At 62.6% G+C, this 17,169-nt stretch carries 17 protein-coding genes; 2 read left to right on the top strand and 15 right to left on the bottom strand.

The annotated features are described in order from the left end of the window. Nucleotides 1-204 precede the first annotated feature (204 nt). The 8 genes from BN996_RS15770 to BN996_RS15735 form a co-directional block, all read right to left on the bottom strand. A complete protein-coding gene (locus BN996_RS15770) occupies nt 205-1,848 on the bottom strand; it encodes a BCCT family transporter (RefSeq protein WP_089780662.1) in 1,644 nt (547 codons plus the stop codon). 225 nt (nt 1,849-2,073) lie between these two features. Beyond that, nucleotides 2,074-2,832 carry an HpcH/HpaI aldolase family protein gene (locus BN996_RS15765; protein ID WP_042662598.1) on the bottom strand — a complete coding sequence of 253 codons (759 nt, stop codon included), beginning with the start codon at nt 2,830-2,832 and terminating at the stop codon, nt 2,074-2,076. 149 nt (nt 2,833-2,981) lie between these two features. After that, the gene (locus BN996_RS15760) at nt 2,982-3,746 is read right to left on the bottom strand and encodes an IclR family transcriptional regulator (protein ID WP_042663139.1); all 765 of its coding nucleotides are present in this window, start codon (nt 3,744-3,746) and stop codon (nt 2,982-2,984) included. Between the two features lie 344 nt (nt 3,747-4,090). Next, nucleotides 4,091-5,539, bottom strand: a complete 1,449-nt coding sequence (gene xacF / locus BN996_RS15755) for a 2,5-dioxovalerate dehydrogenase (RefSeq protein ID WP_089780660.1) — start codon at nt 5,537-5,539, stop codon at nt 4,091-4,093. A gap of 124 nt (nt 5,540-5,663) precedes the next feature. Continuing rightward, the gene (locus BN996_RS15750) at nt 5,664-6,110 is read right to left on the bottom strand and encodes a universal stress protein (RefSeq protein ID WP_089780658.1); all 447 of its coding nucleotides are present in this window, start codon (nt 6,108-6,110) and stop codon (nt 5,664-5,666) included. A gap of 59 nt (nt 6,111-6,169) precedes the next feature. Continuing rightward, on the bottom strand, nt 6,170-6,580 hold the full coding sequence (locus tag BN996_RS15745; RefSeq protein ID WP_089780656.1) for an EamA family transporter: 411 nt from the start codon (nt 6,578-6,580) through the stop codon (nt 6,170-6,172). A gap of 342 nt (nt 6,581-6,922) precedes the next feature. Continuing rightward, on the bottom strand, nt 6,923-8,170 hold the full coding sequence (locus BN996_RS15740) for a saccharopine dehydrogenase family protein (RefSeq protein WP_089780654.1): 1,248 nt from the start codon (nt 8,168-8,170) through the stop codon (nt 6,923-6,925). Between the two features lie 139 nt (nt 8,171-8,309). Then, a complete protein-coding gene (locus tag BN996_RS15735; protein WP_089780653.1) occupies nt 8,310-9,116 on the bottom strand; it encodes an aldo/keto reductase in 807 nt (268 codons plus the stop codon). 123 nt (nt 9,117-9,239) lie between these two features. Here BN996_RS15735 and BN996_RS15730 point away from each other — a divergent pair, with 123 nt between their 5' ends. After that, nucleotides 9,240-9,584, top strand: coding sequence for a hypothetical protein (locus BN996_RS15730; protein ID WP_089780651.1), 345 nt, complete (start codon nt 9,240-9,242; stop codon nt 9,582-9,584). A 266-nt stretch (nt 9,585-9,850) separates the two neighbouring features. Beyond that, nucleotides 9,851-11,014 carry an MFS transporter gene (locus BN996_RS15725; RefSeq protein ID WP_052367879.1) on the top strand — a complete coding sequence of 388 codons (1,164 nt, stop codon included), beginning with the start codon at nt 9,851-9,853 and terminating at the stop codon, nt 11,012-11,014. 100 nt (nt 11,015-11,114) lie between these two features. Here BN996_RS15725 and BN996_RS15720 read toward each other — a convergent pair whose 3' ends face one another. The 7 genes from BN996_RS15720 to BN996_RS15690 form a co-directional block, all read right to left on the bottom strand. After that, the gene (locus tag BN996_RS15720) at nt 11,115-11,786 is read right to left on the bottom strand and encodes an ABC transporter permease (protein WP_042663133.1); all 672 of its coding nucleotides are present in this window, start codon (nt 11,784-11,786) and stop codon (nt 11,115-11,117) included. Beyond that, nucleotides 11,779-12,816 carry an ABC transporter ATP-binding protein gene (locus BN996_RS15715; protein ID WP_042662604.1) on the bottom strand — a complete coding sequence of 346 codons (1,038 nt, stop codon included), beginning with the start codon at nt 12,814-12,816 and terminating at the stop codon, nt 11,779-11,781. The genes BN996_RS15720 and BN996_RS15715 overlap by 8 nt, the downstream gene beginning before the upstream one ends. Beyond that, the gene (locus BN996_RS15710) at nt 12,813-13,562 is read right to left on the bottom strand and encodes an ABC transporter permease (protein WP_042662618.1); all 750 of its coding nucleotides are present in this window, start codon (nt 13,560-13,562) and stop codon (nt 12,813-12,815) included. The genes BN996_RS15715 and BN996_RS15710 overlap by 4 nt, the downstream gene beginning before the upstream one ends. A gap of 1 nt (nt 13,563) precedes the next feature. Further along, entirely contained in the window at nt 13,564-14,505 is a 942-nt protein-coding gene (locus tag BN996_RS15705) for a glycine betaine ABC transporter substrate-binding protein (protein WP_089780649.1), read from the bottom strand. 342 nt (nt 14,506-14,847) lie between these two features. Then, nucleotides 14,848-15,534: an RraA family protein gene (locus BN996_RS15700; protein WP_089780647.1), complete on the bottom strand. Its 687-nt coding sequence runs from the start codon at nt 15,532-15,534 to the stop codon at nt 14,848-14,850. 50 nt (nt 15,535-15,584) lie between these two features. Further along, on the bottom strand, nt 15,585-15,983 hold the full coding sequence (locus BN996_RS15695; protein ID WP_042662605.1) for a Rieske (2Fe-2S) protein: 399 nt from the start codon (nt 15,981-15,983) through the stop codon (nt 15,585-15,587). After that, complete coding sequence (locus BN996_RS15690; protein WP_052367768.1) at nt 15,980-17,140, bottom strand: amidohydrolase family protein; 1,161 nt, start codon at nt 17,138-17,140, stop codon at nt 15,980-15,982. Before BN996_RS15690 ends, BN996_RS15695 begins: the two co-directional genes overlap by 4 nt. Nucleotides 17,141-17,169: the final 29 nt, after the last annotated feature.

Genomic DNA, 17,169 nt, shown 5'->3' with positions numbered 1-17,169 from the left:
ACAGTGCCGCATTAAACAGATTCCGAGTTGTCCACGAGCAGTCATGACCGTGATGACTCCACCAGCCCCAGACAGTCACCGACTATACTAACAACAACACGGTCGTTGTACGGTCGGTTCGTCCCCGATGGTGTTGGGAAGCAATCGACCGGGGCTGGGCGGAGTCCGGAACGACGTCAAATCCGATTCGTTATCGAAATCTGATTAATCACTGTCCGTGCTCTTGTCAGAATTACTTTGTGACTGTTTCGCCGACGAGACCCAGTTGACGAGCGTGTTCGACGACCCCCAGTCTTCCTCGCGCGTGAGTAGGACGGGACGGCTCTTCTCCAACTGGTATGCGAACCCGATCACGGTCACCAAGGCGAGAAGCGCCATCGGGAGCCCCGCGATAATCGTGAAGTTCTGGAGGATTCCCACGCCGCCGATTATCAGGAGTAGCGACGTGAGAAGCCCGATAATCACGCCCCAGACGAACCGGTTGGCGATTGAGGGGTGCTGTGTTCCCCCGCTGGTGGTGAGGATGGCCAGGCTGATCGTCGCGGAGTCGATGGTCGTGATGAGGAAGGTGAACACGAGCAGTAAGAACAGCGCGACGAACAGTTCCCCGAACGGCAGTTGCGCCAGAATCGGATACGTAGCGACCGAGATTCCGTAGGAATCGATGATAGACAGCAGGTCGACCTGCCCCGAATGCTGGAGCAGCATGGAGTAGCCGCCCATGGTGACGAACCACGGCAGCGTCGCGGCGGTACCGCCGACCATCGCGCCGAAGATGACCTGTTTGAGCGTCCGACCGCGGCTGATGTGCGCGATGAAGATGCCGGTCATCGGGGCGAAGCTAATCCACCACGCCCAGTAGAACACCGTCCACGAACCGACCCACGACTGCCCGCCGCCCACGTTGACGTACAGCGACATATCGACGAAGTTCGCGATGTACTTCCCCATGCCCGCGGTCCCGAGGTTGAATATCGACGCGAACGGTGAGAAGACGAGAATGCAGACGAGGATGAACAGGAAGAGCATCACGTTGAACGTGGACACTCGCTTTATTCCCTTTTCGATTCCCAGCACGGCCGAAGCGGTGTATCCGACCGTTAGCCCCGTCACGAGGGCGATAATCCCGAAGTCGCCGACCGACACGCCGTAGTTGTACGAGAGGCCGGTGATAAACTGCTGGGCGGCGAGGCCGACGGTGACGGTCGCGCCGCCGGCCGCGGCGACCACGGCGACGACGTCGACGACTTTCAGCCAAGTCTTATCCAAGTTGTTCACGCCCAGAATCGGTGCGAACACCGAGGAAGGCTTCATCGGGGCGTCCTTGCGGTGGACGTAGTACGCGAGCGGGACCGACAGTATCATGTGATTGACCCACGGCGAGATGCCCCAGTGGAACATCGTGTACTGCATCGCGCCAATCATCGCGCCGACCGATTGAGGCTGCGCGTTGACCAAGGGAGGGACGGTCTCGTAGTGAGACAGCGTCTCGGCGGCCCCCCAGAACACGATGCCCGCGCCGAACGTCGCCGCGAACACCATCATGATGTACGAACCGTAGCTGAACTCCGGCGGCTCGTCCGGCTTGCCTAATTTAATCTCCCCCCACGGGCTGACCATCACGAAGACGAAGAATATCACGAGCGCGAAGATTAGTGCCTGGAAGTACCACGAGAGGTTCGTCGTGATGACCTCGTTGACGTTGCCAATCACGGTGCTCGACGCTTTCGGGTAAAAGGCTAACGCCGAGACGAGAACGCCCGTTAGGAAGACTCCAATCGCGAACACGGGTGTGTCAATCTCGTCGTACAGGTTGGCGATCTCATCGCGGATTAGTGAGCCTGTCATTGGAATAGTTACGTCCGGGTGAAGTTGCTGCGCGCTGGGCCGAGTCGGTGGAACATCTTCTGCGTCTCCGCGACTCGGAGACGGAGTACGCGTTCCGCAGTTCCCACAAACTGCCTGTTAATACCTGACATACACTATGGTGGTCAATCTTCATATATTTAAATTCTTTGGATTTCTGCTCAAACTGGCAGTCGCGCACAGCGGCCGCCGCCGTATCGAGACCGCTCAGCGCTCGACTGCGCCGGCCAACTCTGCGAAGGCATCGCGGAGAACGGGTGCGTCCTCAGCGAGCGTGACGTACTGAACACCCGTTTCGAGCCATTTTCCCGCCTGCGTTGGCGTGTCGGCATACGTTCCCACGACCGTACCGGAGTCCTTGGCCTTGCGGACGACGGACCGCATCGTCTCGACGACGTCATCGTGCTGTACGTCGCCGGGGACGCCCAGCGATTGCGAGAGGTCGTACGGTCCCAGAAACAGGACGTCGATGCCGTCGACGTCGAGGATGGAATCGATGTTCTCGACCGCTTTAACGCCCTCTACCTGCAACGCCAGCACGGTCTCTTCGTTCTGCGTCGATTCGAATTCGGGCCCCCCCTCGTACGTTCCGGCGCGGCCGTAAGGCGAGAGCCCGCGCTCACCTACCGGGTGGAACTTGGCCGCGTTCACCGCGCGTTGAGCGTCGTCCGCGGTTTCCACCTGCGGGACCTGCACGCCGTCGGCGCCGACGTCCAGGGCCCGCTGGATTTCGCCCGGCGCGTTCTCCCGGACCCTGACGACCGCCGACCCACCCTGAGACTGCGCGCCGGCACAGGCGCGCATGGTCGACTGAGCGGTCGCGGGGCCGTGTTCTTGATCGATGACGACGAAATCGAACCCCGCCACGGTCGCGATTTCGGAGACCATCATCGAGTTCACGATCTGAAACGTACCGAGGACGGCATCGCCGTCTACGATCCGCTCTCGGAGAGAGTTTCCAGGCATATCGAGCACGTTTCGAGGGCCGAAGTATCAATCTGCCGCTGGCCGCATTTCCCCCCGTGTTTCGTGTGATAGAACACGATTCGCCGTCATGAGGCGCTCCGCTGTCACTTGCGAGCGCGCCCGAGGGATTGAGGAACTGAACCCCCGCGTCAGTAATCGCGGAGGTTCAACTCAATCCGGTTTCTGACCCGCTTGAGTCGCCTGGGAAGCTCCGTCGCCAACCGCTCACCGACGACCTCCGTCGCGGGCCCCGACGCGCTCAGCGCCCCGACGACTGCGTCATCGCCGTTCAGAACCGGAACCCCGACGCATCGCAGTCCCTGTCCGTACTCCTCGTTGTCTTCCGAGTATCCTCGGTCGCGTATCTCGGCTAACTCCGAGCGGAGCGTCTCGCGGTCAGTTATCGTGTTTTCAGACCGCTTCGGAAGGCCGTGTTGGTCGAGAATCGATTCGACCCGACGCTCCGGCAAGTGCGCGAGAATCGCCTTTCCAGTGGCGGTGCAATGTAGCTCGTGGACTTCGCCGGCCCGCGTCGACAGGCGGATGCGGTCATCGCCTCTCGTCCGGTAGAGGTACACGCCCTTCCCCCGGTCCTCGACGCTGATGTTGACGAGTAGTCCGGTCTCCCGAGAGAGCTCGTCGGCGTGCGGCCGAGCGACCTCGTATATCTCCGTGTTCGTGCGGGCGCTCTCGCCGAGTTCCAGAAAACGGAGGCTGAGTTCGTAGCCCCGCTCGCCGTCAACCACGTAGCCGTGTTCGCGGAGCGTACTCAGATGGTTGTGAGCCGTGCTCTTCGAGACCCCCGCGTGAGTGGCCACGTCGCTGACGCTCGGGGCCGTCTGCGCTTCCAGCGCCTCAAGTATCGCCAGCAGCGTTTCGTCCGACCGTATCGGCCGGGTCGCTTTCTCGGTCATATGACTCCTCCCGCGTCCAGCACATAGAATGTTTCCCAACCGATAATCGTTCAGCGTGGTCGAACGCTCGTTTGAAAAATTATGGACGCCTTTGGTGACGGTTTGTGACACCGCTGGTGGGCTGTTGTTTTGGTACGGATGCGTATTACAGATATATGCTTGTAATGTATCAGGCGGGTAAACGACCGCTCGGCAGGCGCGAATCCGTTCGATGTCATAGAACGCCCCGTTGACGTCCCGTGGTCTCGTCGTGTTAGTACCCTGTCTAATACGGACGCGACGCTCTACGTGGTCGGGAAGAAAAAACGGCGAAAAGTGCGGGGCGCGTGAACCCGGGACCGGGCTCAGTAGTTGAGGTACACCGTCTTCGACGTCGTGAAGAAGTCGAGGCCAGCGTCACCCTGCTCGCGCCACGTCTCGCTCGACGACGACTTCATGCCACCGAAGGGCACGTGGAGTTCGAGACCAGTCGTCTTCTCGTTGACCTTGACGACGCCGGCTTCGACGTCGTCGGCGAACTGATGGGCCTCGCTGAGGTCTTGCGTGACGATACTGGCGGAGAGCCCGTATTTCGTGTCGTTGGCGAGCGTCACCGCTTCCTCGTAAGAACTCGCGGGGATGACACCCACGACCGGCCCGAAAATCTCTTCCTGTGCGATGCGCATCTCGCTGGAGACGTCCGAGAAGACCGTCGGCTCGACGAAGTAGCCCGACTCGTGGCGCGGTGCTTCGGGGACGGACCCACCGGTTTCGAGGGTCGCACCCTCCGAGACGCCGACGTCGACGTAGTCCAGCGTGCCTTCGAGCTCGGATTTACTGACGTGCGGCCCCATGTCGTAGACGTCCAGCGCTGGTCCGATGCTGATGTCCTCCGCAGCGGCCACGAGTTCGTCGACGAACTCGTCGTAGACGTCTTCGTGGACGATAGCTCGGGACGCCGCAGTACAGGCCTGTCCGGTTCCGCCGAACGCGCCGTCGGAGACGATTTCCGCGGCGGTACTGACGTCGGCGCTCGGCATCACGACCGTCGGGTTCTTCCCGCCCATCTCAAGTTGGATGCGCTTGCCGTCCGCCGCGGCCGTCTCGCCGACCTGCTGTCCCACGACCGTGCTCCCGGTGAAGGAAATCGCGTCGATATCGTCGTGGGTCGTGAGCGTGCCGCCGACCTCGCTGCCCGAGCCGGTGATGACGTTGAGCACGCCGTCCGGAAGGCCGGCTTCGTCGAGGCACTTGGCCACTTCGTGTGCGACGGCGGGGGCTCGGGACGCGGGCTTGAGAACGACGGTGTTGCCGGTGACGAGCGCGGGCGCGAGCTTCCACGTCGGGATGGCGATGGGGTAGTTCCACGGCGTAATCAACCCGACCGTGCCCAGCGGCTCGGTCTTGGTTTCGAGGCGCGTGTCCTGTGAACTCGACGCTTTGACCTCGCCACCCAGGTCCAGCGCCTTCTCGGCGAAGTAGTACAGGATACCGACGGCCCGGCCGACTTCGCCCGTCGCCTCGGGGAGTGCTTTTCCTTCCTCCCGAGCGAGGAGTTCGGCGACCTCGTCGGACCGGGATTCGAGACGCGACGCGGCGCGGCGGAGAATCGCACCGCGATCGGGCGCTGGGGTGTCTTCCCACGCCGCTTGAGCCGCGACCGCGGCATCGACCGCGTCTCGGGTGTCGTCGGCCGTCGACGACGGGAACTCGCCGATTACGTCGTCCGGGTCCGCGGGGTTCCGCACCTCGAACGTCTCGCCTGATTCAGAGCCTGTCCACTTGCCGTTACAGTAGTTATTGAACACCGGCATGTACTCTCATCCACAGAACCCTCATTATAATATCTGTCGGTCTCGTCAATACGGGCGCCGTCGCGGCCGTTCGCGGTCACCCTCTCTCACGGTCACGCCGGTGGTTTCGGAGTGGCGCGTACCGCTACTGGGAACTCGTTGGGACGTTGAGCACCGGTACTTCGGAACTGAGCATCACGCGCTGCGTGACGCTTCCGAACAGGGCCTTCCCCGTCGGCGACCTGCGTCGTCCCCCGACGACGATGTATCGGGTGTCGACGCTGTCGGCGTACGTCGTGATCTGTTCCGCCGGGTCGCCGACGCGGACGACGTTCTCGATCTCCGCTGTGTCGTGTTCGAGTTCTGCGTTCGCCGCCGCGCGCTCGATAATCTCGGCTCCGACGCGTCTGACTTCGCGGTTCTCGGTGACCGCCTGCCCCTCGACCTCCTTTTCGAGGGTGTCAACGAGATCCGTGCGCTGGAGCACGTGAAGCGAGTGAAGCGGTTCGCCGAGGTCCGCGGCGAGCGCCGATGCCCGCGCGAGAACGGTTGCTGCTCGGTTCGAGTCGTCGACTGCGGCTACGACCGTCATATCTCACGTATGAACGTCGGACAACAAATTTCCTTGGGAGGCGGTATGCTCCGCATCGCCTACTGTGCGAGCAGTATCACCGCGCCGACCGCCAGCGCGATACCCGCGATTTTGACCTGCCCGAGCGACTCCTCCAGAAAGACGACCGCGAGGAGGGTCGTCCCGAGGAGGTACATCCCGCTGATGCTCGTCGCGACGGCGGCGGAGCCCTGACTGAGCGCGAGGTAGTAGCTGATCGTTCCGAGTCCGAGGAACAGTCCTCCCGCGAGCGCGAACCCGATTCCTCCCGTGGAGACGACGACCGGGCCGCCGCGCCACAGGAGATACGAGGCGGCGGCCGTGAGCCCGGCGACGTACGTGTAGATGACGGCTTGCTCCGCCGGCAGTGACTTCGTTGCGACCTTGGCGAGAAACGCCCAGCCCGCGTAGAGCGCCATCGACCCGAACGCGAAGATAACTGTCTTCGACATAGCGTGCGTTACCCGTATATCAGGGACAATCGGTATTGGTTCTTCGGCTGTCCGTGACGGAACTCACCCCGGAAGAAAGCCTGCTCACGTCCCTCTCTCCCCCTCGCTCGGCCGGCGGCCGAGGAACGCGTCACTCGTCGGGTCAATCCGACCCCCGGGGGAGGTAGTACCCGCACGTTCTACAGACGAACTCGCTGTCGTGGTACGTCTCGACGGCGACGAGGGTTTCGTCGCAGTTTGGACATCGCATACGGGTCCACGTCGTATCGACAGTAGGTTAAATCTTTATACGACAAATGTCGAATTAAGAGGGACAGCGACCGATACTCTCGGCGCGTTCGCTTACGCGGACGTCGCGGCCTGCTTAGGCGGCGTCTGTTCTTCGGTCAGCTCGAAGCCGCGCGCTTCCATCATCTCGAAGTATCGGTCGGCGTCCATGCCGCTGGTCTCGGTCACGAAGATGCCGTCCTTGTTCACGGCACCCTCGGCCATGAGCTGAAGCGTCACCGACAGCGGCACGCCGACGTAGCAGCCGTACTCCCGCATCATCGAGATTTCGTTGCCGTCGAAGAACGGGAACGGCTGTTCGAAGTGGTAGACCGCGGTCCCCGCTTCTCCGCCCGCCGTCCCCGTGACCTCCGACGAGAGAATCGTCTGTGGCGTCCACTCCGTCTCGCTGGAGAGTTCCTCGGGTGCCCGCCACTCGGCGTCTCGCTGTCGGCCGGCGCGCTTGACCTGCGACTGGGCGACTTCGAGGGGGTCGACGGTCCCGCCTTCGACCTCGATGGGGTCGGCGTCGAACGCGTCCATCGCGTGGAGCGTCCGCTCGTATTCGGTCCACTCGTCGTGCCAGACGCCGCGGGTGATGATTCGGTCGACGTTCGTCTCTTGTGCGATGGGTGCCTTCGGGAACGTGATGGGTTCGGGATGGGAGATGACGTACGTCTCCTGTTCCCCGATGGGGTCGGGGAACTCGAACGTCCGCTCCTGAGAGAACGGCGGGAGGTCGTTGATGACCGCTCCGTCTTCCCAGCGGGCCCGCTCGTCGACGTTCGGGTCGTGTTCGTAGGTAACGGTGTCGGTGAGGCCGGCGGTCGTCTGGCTGAGGAGCCGCCACATCCCCCAGTAGAAGTTCACGTCCTCGACGTCGTCGAACTCGTCGCAGCCGACCATGCCGAGCGCGATCGTGCTGACGAGGCCGCCGTTCGCGAACCACAGCGAACAACCCGCCTCAGCGAACTCGTCGGACCGGCTGAGTACGGCGTCGAAGTCGAAGGCGTTCAGGTCGACACCGGTGAGGTCGCCGACCTCGACGATGGCGTCGAGGACGTTCTCTTCGAACTGGTACGGGAGTCCGTTCACCACGTACGCCGCGTCGTCGAGGACGCGGGCGATGTCGTCTGCGCTCGTCGCGTCCACGGATTCGAACGTGACGCGGTCGTCGTCGATTAGTTCGACGAGCCGACGGGCGTTCTTCTCGTCAGCGTCCGCGACGACGATTTCGTCGAAGTCGCTGGTTCGGTACAGGTCGTACACGCAGGCGGAGGTCATCGCTCCGGAACCGCCAAGGACTACGGTCTTACCGCTCATAATACAGTAGGATATGCATGATTAACCGACTTAATTCTATGGGGTGTCGGATGGCCGCAGTCCGCGTCTCCTACGGACCGGAACCCGGCCCGCCCCCGTGAATCGGCGAAATCCGCCCGCTGGTCGTCTCGAAGGCCCGTTACACTTCTTCCCAGGGCATCGGCTCGTCGTGAATCATCAGACTCGACTCGCGCGTGACGGTCCGCTTCTCCTCGCTGATGGCGTCGATTTCGGCGATGTCCTCGGCTGCGAGTTCCAACTGTCGTGCGGCCCAGTTCTCCGCGACGTGTTCACCCGTCGCCTTCGGAATCGCCGCGACCCGGTCTTTGCTCAACAGCCAGGCCAAACTCACCTGTGTCGGCGTCGCGTCGTACTTGTCGGCGATATCGACGAGCGTCGGTATCTCCAGCACTTCGCCCCCGACGAGCGGACGATACGCGACCAGCCAGTAGTCGTGTCGCTGGGCGTGTTCGAGCAGGTGCTGTTGCTGCAGGAGCGGGTGCATCTCGACCTGGTGAGCAAATAGGGGTGCGTCAAGGACCCCCATCGCCTCGTCGAGCATCGGTATCGAGTAATTGCTGAGACCGACGTTGTCGATGAGTCCCCGCTCGTGCAGTTCCGTGAACGCCGCCATCGTCTCTTCGACGTCGTAGGCCTTCAGCGGATAGTGGACGTACAGTAGGTCGATCGTCTCGACGCCGAGCGCGTCCAGGCTCTCTTTCGTGCTTTCGAGTACGCGGTCGTAGCTGAGATTGCTCGGCCGCACCTTCGTCGCGACGAACACCTCTTCGCGCGGAACGTCCGACTGTCGGATGGCTTCGCCGACGTATTCCTCCGTACCGTACTGCTGTGCGGTGTCTACGTATCGATACCCCTCGTCGAGCGCGGTGAGAACGCTGTCGACGCATCGCTGTCGCTGGTCCGGGTACCAGGTTCCGATACCCATCCCAAACGTGCTACTATGACTCACGACACCAACTACCAACGAGCGAGGTATAACGCTTTGCCCCTCGGAAGCGGCCTCGGACCGAGGCGAAGTTTCTTTGCGGTCGCTCGACCAGTGATACGTATGACCGATAACTCCGACACTGACCGGCCTGACGACGTTCCGCCGTGGTGGGACGACAACGTGGAGATTCGCGAGGAGCTCGACCTCCCGGGCTACGACGCACCGAAGTTCGAAGACGACGTCTACGTCCACACGGTCGTCGAGGAACTCGAAGCGAGCCACGGCTGCAACATCCGACTCGTCGACCCGTCGCCGTCGAAACTGAGCACGTGGCAGATACGGCTCGACGGCGAGCCAATCGAGTCGGTCTACCGGTCGCGCGACAGTAGCGCGAACACCGTCTTCTCTATCACGTCGTCGTCGTTCAGATCGCTCGTCGAGGGCGCGGTCGCCGAGCGAGAGTGACCGCGCGTCTCACTCGGCAATTTTAATTGCCAGCGCCGCGGACCGGGACATAACGCGCTGCAAGCAGCGCCCGAGACGGTCGCCCGTCTCGTCACGCTCCGGGTGGAGTTCCTACCGCGGCGCGGACCGCCTCCCCGACCGTGCGAGCAGTTCGCTTCCCGCCCCCGACGACGACGACCGAGACTCACCGATGACGACCGAGACTCACCGATGACGACCGAGACTCACCCGACGACTCACCCAGACACCATGACACTCCCACACCAATGCTAGAGACGTTTCGCGGTTACAACGGCGGACAACTGAACCTCCACGCGCTCGGCATCGTCGTATCGCTCTCCGGTCTCCTCGTCGTCGCACCGATGCTCCCGGAGATAATCGACTACTTCGGGGTCAGCGCGGCCGAGGCCGGCGTGTCCATCTCGTTCATGTGGGCGTGCAACGCCGCCGCGCAGTTCCCCGGCGGTCGGTACTCCGACCGCCTCTCGGCCGGCGTCGTGTTGCTCGGCAGCCAAGGCGTAATGATTCTCGGGTTCCTCGTCTTGGCGGTGGCGACGACGTTCCCGGTGTTCGTCGCGGGACTCGGACTCATCGGCGCGGGATACGGGCTGTTCGAACCCGCCGGATTCGTCCTGCTGCAGACTCACTTCGAGGAGAACCGCGGGCGCGCTTTCGGTATCCGAGACGCGGCCGTCAACCTCGGAAGCGCGCTGTCGGCGGTGCTCGCGGTCGCCATCGTCGGGACGTTCTCGTGGCGAGACGCGTTCGTTCCGGTGGTCGTATTGCTGGCGCTCGTCGGGGCCGGCACGCACAGACACAACCGCGGCGAGTACGCCGTCTCGCGCGTGGCGCTCGACCCCAAAGCGGTGTGCTCTCGGCTCTTTCGGGAGCGCGAGACGTACGCCGTCCTCGTCGTCATGTCCGTCTCGATGTTCCTCTGGCAGGGCAGCGCGAGTTTCCTCCCGGCGTATCTGCAGGCGGTGAAGTCCTTCTCGTCGTTCGAGGCGACGGTCGCCTTCGCGAGCATGTTCGTCGTCGGCATGGTGGTTACGCCCGTCGCCGGCGCGCTCAGCGACGCGTGGTCTCCCACCGGGATGGGCGTCGCCGCGATGGGATTCGGTGTCGTCGGGCTCTCGACGCTCGTACTCGTCGACTCCCCCGTCGGCGTCGGGGTCGGACTCGTCGCCTACGCCGTCGCCATCACCGCCATCTGGCCGGTCATGTACGTCTATCTCAGCGACGTGCTGGCGACGGAGACGATCGGCGGCGACCTCGGCGTCCTCAGAACGGTGTACTTCGCCGTCGGCAGTCTCGGCCCCGCGTACATCGGAACCGCCGCCACGCGACTGGGCTACACGTCGGCGTTCGCGAGCCTGCTCGTCGGCTTCGGGCTCGCGGCGATACCGCTGGTGTGGCTCGGGCGACGCTGATTCGAACGGCTCGTCGGCTTTGCGTGTCGCTGCCAACGATGCGGTGACAAGAGGGTACGAGGGGCAACCGTCTCGGGGGACTCAATTGGCGGCTGTCGGTTCAGGCTTCCGCGGCCGGACCGCCGCTTTGCGTGGTCTGCGTGTCGAGGTTCCGCTCGGCGACGCCGAGAATGGTGTCGAGCGAAATCGCCAACACCGCGCCGGGAATCGCGCCGGCGAGAATCTGCGGCGTGTTGAACAGTTGGATGCCGGTGACGACCCAGTCGCCGAGTCCCCCGGCACCGATGAAGATGGCGAGGTACGCCGTTCCGACGTTCATCACGGTGCTGGTCCTGATGCCGGCGAAGATGACTGGGACGGCCAACGGGAGTTGGATCTGACGGAGGATTTCGCGGTCGGTCATGCCCATCCCTTCCGCCGCTCGGATGGTTCCCTCGTCGACGTCCTCGATGCCGGCGATGGTGTTCGTGATGATGGGCAACAGCGCGTACACCCACATCGCGAGCAACGCCGAGTTGAAGCCGATGCCGACGAACGGGAAGACGAGCGCGATGACGGCCAGCGGTGGGACCGTCTGGGAGACGTTCCCCGACGACAGGACCCACGTCTTCGCTCGCTCGTTTCGCGTCGCGAGGATGCCTGCCGTCACCGCGACGACTATCGCACCGACCTGCGCGACGAGCACCAAGATGAGATGCTCGCGCAGCAGGTCGACGAACGTGTCGAAGTTGTTGAGCAGGTAGTTCGTCGCCTCGACGAGCAGGTTACTCATGCGTGAGTTCCTCCCGCGTTGGTCCGTTACTGTGGCGGAGGTGTTCGAGGGTCACCGTCCCGACGACGCTGTCGTCTCGGACGACCGCGAGGTCGTCGCAGTCGGATTCGAGCAGCACCGACAGCGCCGTCTCGGCGCTTTGCCCGGCGGTGACGTACGGCGGCGTTCCCGCGCCGTCCGCCGCGGCGGCTTCGAATTCCGGCCGCTCCCGAGCCAGTTCGGAGACAGACTTCCCCACGAGCGAGTCGTCCGCGTCCATGACGTCTTCGACCGGTAGCACCTGCAGTTTCTTCAGGCCGCGGTTCGACCCGATGAAGTCCTCGACGAACTCGTTCGCCGGGTCCTGGAGGATGTTCTCGGGCGTGTCGTACTGGACGACTTCGCCCACGTCGTAAATCGCGATTTTGTCCCCCATCTTCAGCGCCTCGTCGATATCGTGGGTGACGAACAGAATCGTGGTGTTGATCTGCTCTTGAATCTCGAGGAACTCGTCTTGGAGGTTGTCGCGGGTGATGGGGTCGAGCGCCCCGAACGGCTCGTCCATGAGCATCAGATCCGGGTCGGCCGCGAGGGCGCGGGCGACGCCGACGCGCTGTCGCTGGCCGCCGGACAGTTCCCGGGGGTAGTTCTCCCGGTACTGATCCGGCGGGAGGTCCATGAGCGACAGGAGTTCGTCGACCCGGCTCTCGATGCGGTCTTCGTCCCAGTCTTTCAGCCGCGGGACCGTTCCCACGTTCTCCGCGACGGTCATGTGGTCGAACAGGCCGATGTCTTGGATGACGTAGCCGATGCTTCGCCGGAGACTCGTCTTCTCTACATTCTGTACGTTTTCTCCTTCGAACCGAACCGTCCCATCGGTCGGGTCTTCGAGGCGGTTGACGAGTTTCATCGTGGTCGTCTTGCCACAGCCGGATGGCCCGACGAGAACAGTCGTTGTCCCAGCTTCGACGCTGAAACTCACACCGTCGAGCGCCACCGTCTGCCCGTACTCTTTCCGAACGTTTTCGAACTCGATTGCGTGTTGACTCATGAGAGTATCCTCCAGATTGCGCGGGTCGGTCGTGCTTGGTCTATCCGCTCTCCGTTACGAAGTCTGAACAGTTGCTCGCTGACCGCGAAGCAGTAATCGAACGCCAGCGTCAGCACCACCAGCACGACGGTCGTGACGACGATCATCGGGATGTTGCGCTCGCGGATTCCTTGGAAGATGAAATCCCCCAACCCGCCGGCTCCGACGAACGCTCCGATGGCGGCGACGCCGATGATGATGACGACGGCGTTTCGCAGTCCGGTCATGATGACCGGGAGCGCCATCGGAACCTGAATCCGCCGAAGGCGCTCGATACGGGTCATGCCCAGTCCCCGACCGGATTGGATGACCGCGTCGTCGACGCCGTTGAGCCCGACGTACGTGTTCCTGACGAGTGGAAGCTGCGAGTACAACACCAGCGAGACGATGACCGGCGGTTCCCCGATTCCGAAGACGGGGATGAGCAGACCGAACAACGCGATGCTCGGCACCGTCATGGCGACGCCGGCGAGCCAGAGAACGACCGTGGCCGCTGTGTCGTTGAACGTTATCAGGACACCGAGAGAGATACCGATGGGTATCGCGAGCAGCATCGAGATAGCGATGATATCGATGTGCTCCAGCGTCAACACGAGCAGGTCGCCGGCGTACCGGGAGACGAACGACTGGTACGCTCCGAGTGTGGAGTTCAACGTCACCGACGTGAGGACGGTGAGGACCGCTTCGAGGGATGTCGTCGATGGCATGTCAGATGAGCCCTTCGGAGCTCAGGTGGTCGCGAGCGATGCTCGCCGGGTCCTTGTCTTCTTCGCTGGCCTCAAGCGCCATCTGCTGCATCTTCTCGGTGGTGACGCTCGGTGCCACCTCGTCCAGCGTCTCTTTGACGGCGGGATTGCTGTCGATGGCGTCCTGCTGTATCATGGGGACGATCCAGTACTTCGAGAAGTGACCCTTGTCGTCGTCGAGGATGCGCAGGTCGTACTTGTATATCTGCGGCTGCGTCTGCCAGCCCGAGGTCGCGACGGCCTGGCCGTCGTTGAGAATCTGGTAGTTCAGGCCGCCGTATCCGACCTTCCGCAGTTTCACCTCGTCCCACGCGGACTGCTCGATACCGTAGTCTTCGATGAGGGCGGGCAACCCGTCCTCTCGTTCCGCGTATTCCGTGTAGGACACGAACGTCATGTCCGTGTTCCCGTCGTTGACGTACGAGGCGAAGTCGCTGATCGTTTCGATACCGTGTTCGCTCGCCCAATCGGGGCGGGCGACGATGGTCCACGACGCGTCGGCCCCGGTGGGCTCCGTCAGCGTCAGTCCCCACTCTTCTTCGGCGGCGCTCTTCGACTCGCTGTATATCTGCTCCCCGTCGGGGATGACGTTCGACTTCCCGAGAATCTGGTGCCAGAGCGTCCCGGTGTACGTCCAGTAACAATCGATTTCGTCGTTCTTGAGCGCGTTGAAACACTGGGAGGTCCCGCCGAGTCCCGTCTCGTCGTTGACCGTCAGGTCGGTGTTTTCCCGGAGGGCGGCAATCGCCATGTGCCCGAGAATCTCCTGTTCCGCGAACTGCTTCGAACCGATAGTGATACTGTCGCCGCTACCGCCGCCGTCTACGATACTGGAACAGCCCGCCATGCTTGCGATACCGATTGCTCCCGCTGACTGAAGGAACGCTCTCCTACTGTTGTGCATGATTCATCCTGATGAACTGGGTCGGAGATATTTATAATTTATCCTCAGACAGTTTTTGCCGCCCGAACTGGGCGAATCCTGCGCGTCTTAGATGATGTACGCACGCGCATCCAGAAATAGCAGCTAAGCAACATGAATATCCGCTCTCGCTCCCCGTCCAGCGGATCGGAGCAGCGCCGGACGACCTCGGGAGCCGGTCTCGCGGGAGCGGGTTCGCTCACGACCGCAATTCCGTCTCTCCGAGCGACTGAGCAGCGTGCTGCTCCGTGCTCACCCATTCGGGGTTGCGCCGTCGTCCTTCGCAGGTTGTTATGGGACGCTCCGCTGTCGTCTCGAAAACGCCTAGAACGTCTCGTGTTCCTCGTAGGCGTCGAACGCCCCGACGCCGTCTTCGAGGGCGGCCCGAACCGCGTCTTCGGACGACGCCATCTCGTGGGCGTCGTCGGCGACGTCCTCGGCGATTTCCTGGGGAACGACGACGACGCCGTCGCCGTCGCCGACGACGATGTCCCCGGGCGAGACCTGAACGCCGCCGACGACGGCATCGACTCCCCAGTCGAGCAATTCCCAGCGGAAGATACAGTCTACGGGGGTCGTGTATCGATTGAACACGGGGAAGCCGCGCTCTCGGATGACGCTCGTGTCGCGGACGCCGCCGTCGATGACGGCACCGGCCACGCCCGACGGTTGGAGTGAGGTCACCTCCAACTCACCGAGATGGGCCGAGTTCGTGTCGTTGGTGTCGTAGATCATGACGCCGTCTTTGGGGACGTCCTCGTGCATTTCGAGGAAGCGCTTGAGCACCTCGTCGGCGTTGACGCTTCGGTTCGGTCGACCGACGATGGGGAATGCGCTTCCGACCACGGTCATGCCGTCGTCGAGCGGCGTGATTTCGGGGTCGAGCGTCTGCTCTTCGTACCCGTACTCGTGCATCACGTCCGCCACCGCCGGCGTGTACAGGTCTTCGTATTTGGCGAGCAGTTCCTCGTCGACTTCTCGTTCTCTCTCTGAGGTGGATTGGTTGATCATCGGTTTGGGTTGGTATGGTGTGGTTGGTGGGTGTGGTGTTCGGATAGCGATTACAGCGTGACGACGACGTAGCCGGACTCGTTGCGAACGGGAATAGACCGGAGTTTACAGCCGTCGTCGACGAGGCAGTCACCGGTCGTAGCGTCGAACTCCCAGCCGTGCCACGGACAGCTGAGAATCTCTCCTTCTCGGCACCACTCGAGTTCGGTCGTGAGCGTGTCCCGGTCGTGTTCCGCTTCGACGGTTCCGCTCACCCTGCCTTCACAGAGCGGGCCGCCCTGGTGAGCACACCAGTTCGGGTAGGCGTACAGCTCGCCGTCGATGTTGAAGACGCCGATCTCTTTTCCATTCAGGAGCGCGATGACGCGCTCACCGTCGGTGAGTTCATCGGACCGCGCGACGACGTGCTCGTCGTCGTCGAGCGGCAGATTCTGTGCATTCTGGCTCATGAGACGTCGATGTCGAAGACTTCTGCCGAGTTTCCGTACAACACCTTGTTACGGTCTTCCTCGGAGAAGTTGCCGAGGTACTTCAGCAGCGCTTCCGTGTTGTCGATGTCGAAGTGGGGATGGTCCGTCGCGAACATGAGCACGTCGCCACCCCACATCTCGACGAGCTGTTTCATCATGACGGGGTCGTTCGGCTCGTCGAGCGGTTGCGTGGCGAAATAGAACTGGTCGCGAACGTACTCCTCCGGCGTCTTCTCCAGCAGCGGGACCTCGCTCCGGCGCTGCTTGTACTCCCGGTTCAGACGGAAGATGAGCGAGAGCCACGCGATTCCCGCCTCCTGGAACACGAAGTCGACGTCGGGGAACTTCGCCGGTGTCCCGTTCTCGAAGAGACTCGTCAGCGTCAGGAACTGGGAGTAGACGTGTGCGAGCGCGTGGTTCGCCATGTACGTCTGTAGTTCGTGCTGGAGCGTGGGGAAGTCGAGAGCGAGCCCCGGAGCGGCCGCCCCGTGGAAGACGACGGGGAGGTCGTTGTCCTCGGCCGCACGGTAAATCGGGTCGTACTTCTCGTCGCCGAGTGGCGTCTTCGTCCCCGTCGAGTTCAGGAACACGCCGCAGATCTGGTCCTCCTTGGCGAAGCGGTCGATCTCCTCTGCGGCGGCCGACGGGTCGTGTGGGACGACCGACGCCAGGCCGTAGATGTTGTCGTGGCCGTCGAGGAAGCGCTCGACGAGCACCTTGTTTGCAGCCTCGTTGATTGCCACCGCCTTGTCCGTCTGCCGAACCATGTTGAGCTCCGGCAGCATATTGACGATGGGATAGTCGACGTGGAACTCCTTCGAAAGGATATCGTCGATGTCCTCTTTCGGCTCCGTCACCTGCATTAGCTCTGTCGGGAGCTTCCCACTCAGGTCACGGTTGTAATTGTCCGTCGGGTACATCCCATCGTACGAGGACGTCCCCGGCTGAAGGTAGTACTCGATTTCCCGCTTGTACGGGTCGTCGAGGTGTTTCAGTAGGTCCCGCTGGATTTCCTCGTTTCTGAAGGACGTGTGAACGTCCATGTCGATGACCGGCACTTCCTTGAGCTGGTCTGCGAGGGGGTTTGACCTGGCTTGCTCACTACGTTCGGCGAGTCGCTTGCTTTGGTCAGCCATACGGTTCCAATGTTGGATACAATCGTTAT

It is taken from the genome of Haloferax massiliensis, assembly GCF_001368915.1.
Lineage (GTDB): Archaea > Halobacteriota > Halobacteria > Halobacteriales > Haloferacaceae > Haloferax > Haloferax massiliensis.
This window is presented reverse-complemented; position numbering and strand designations above follow the sequence as displayed.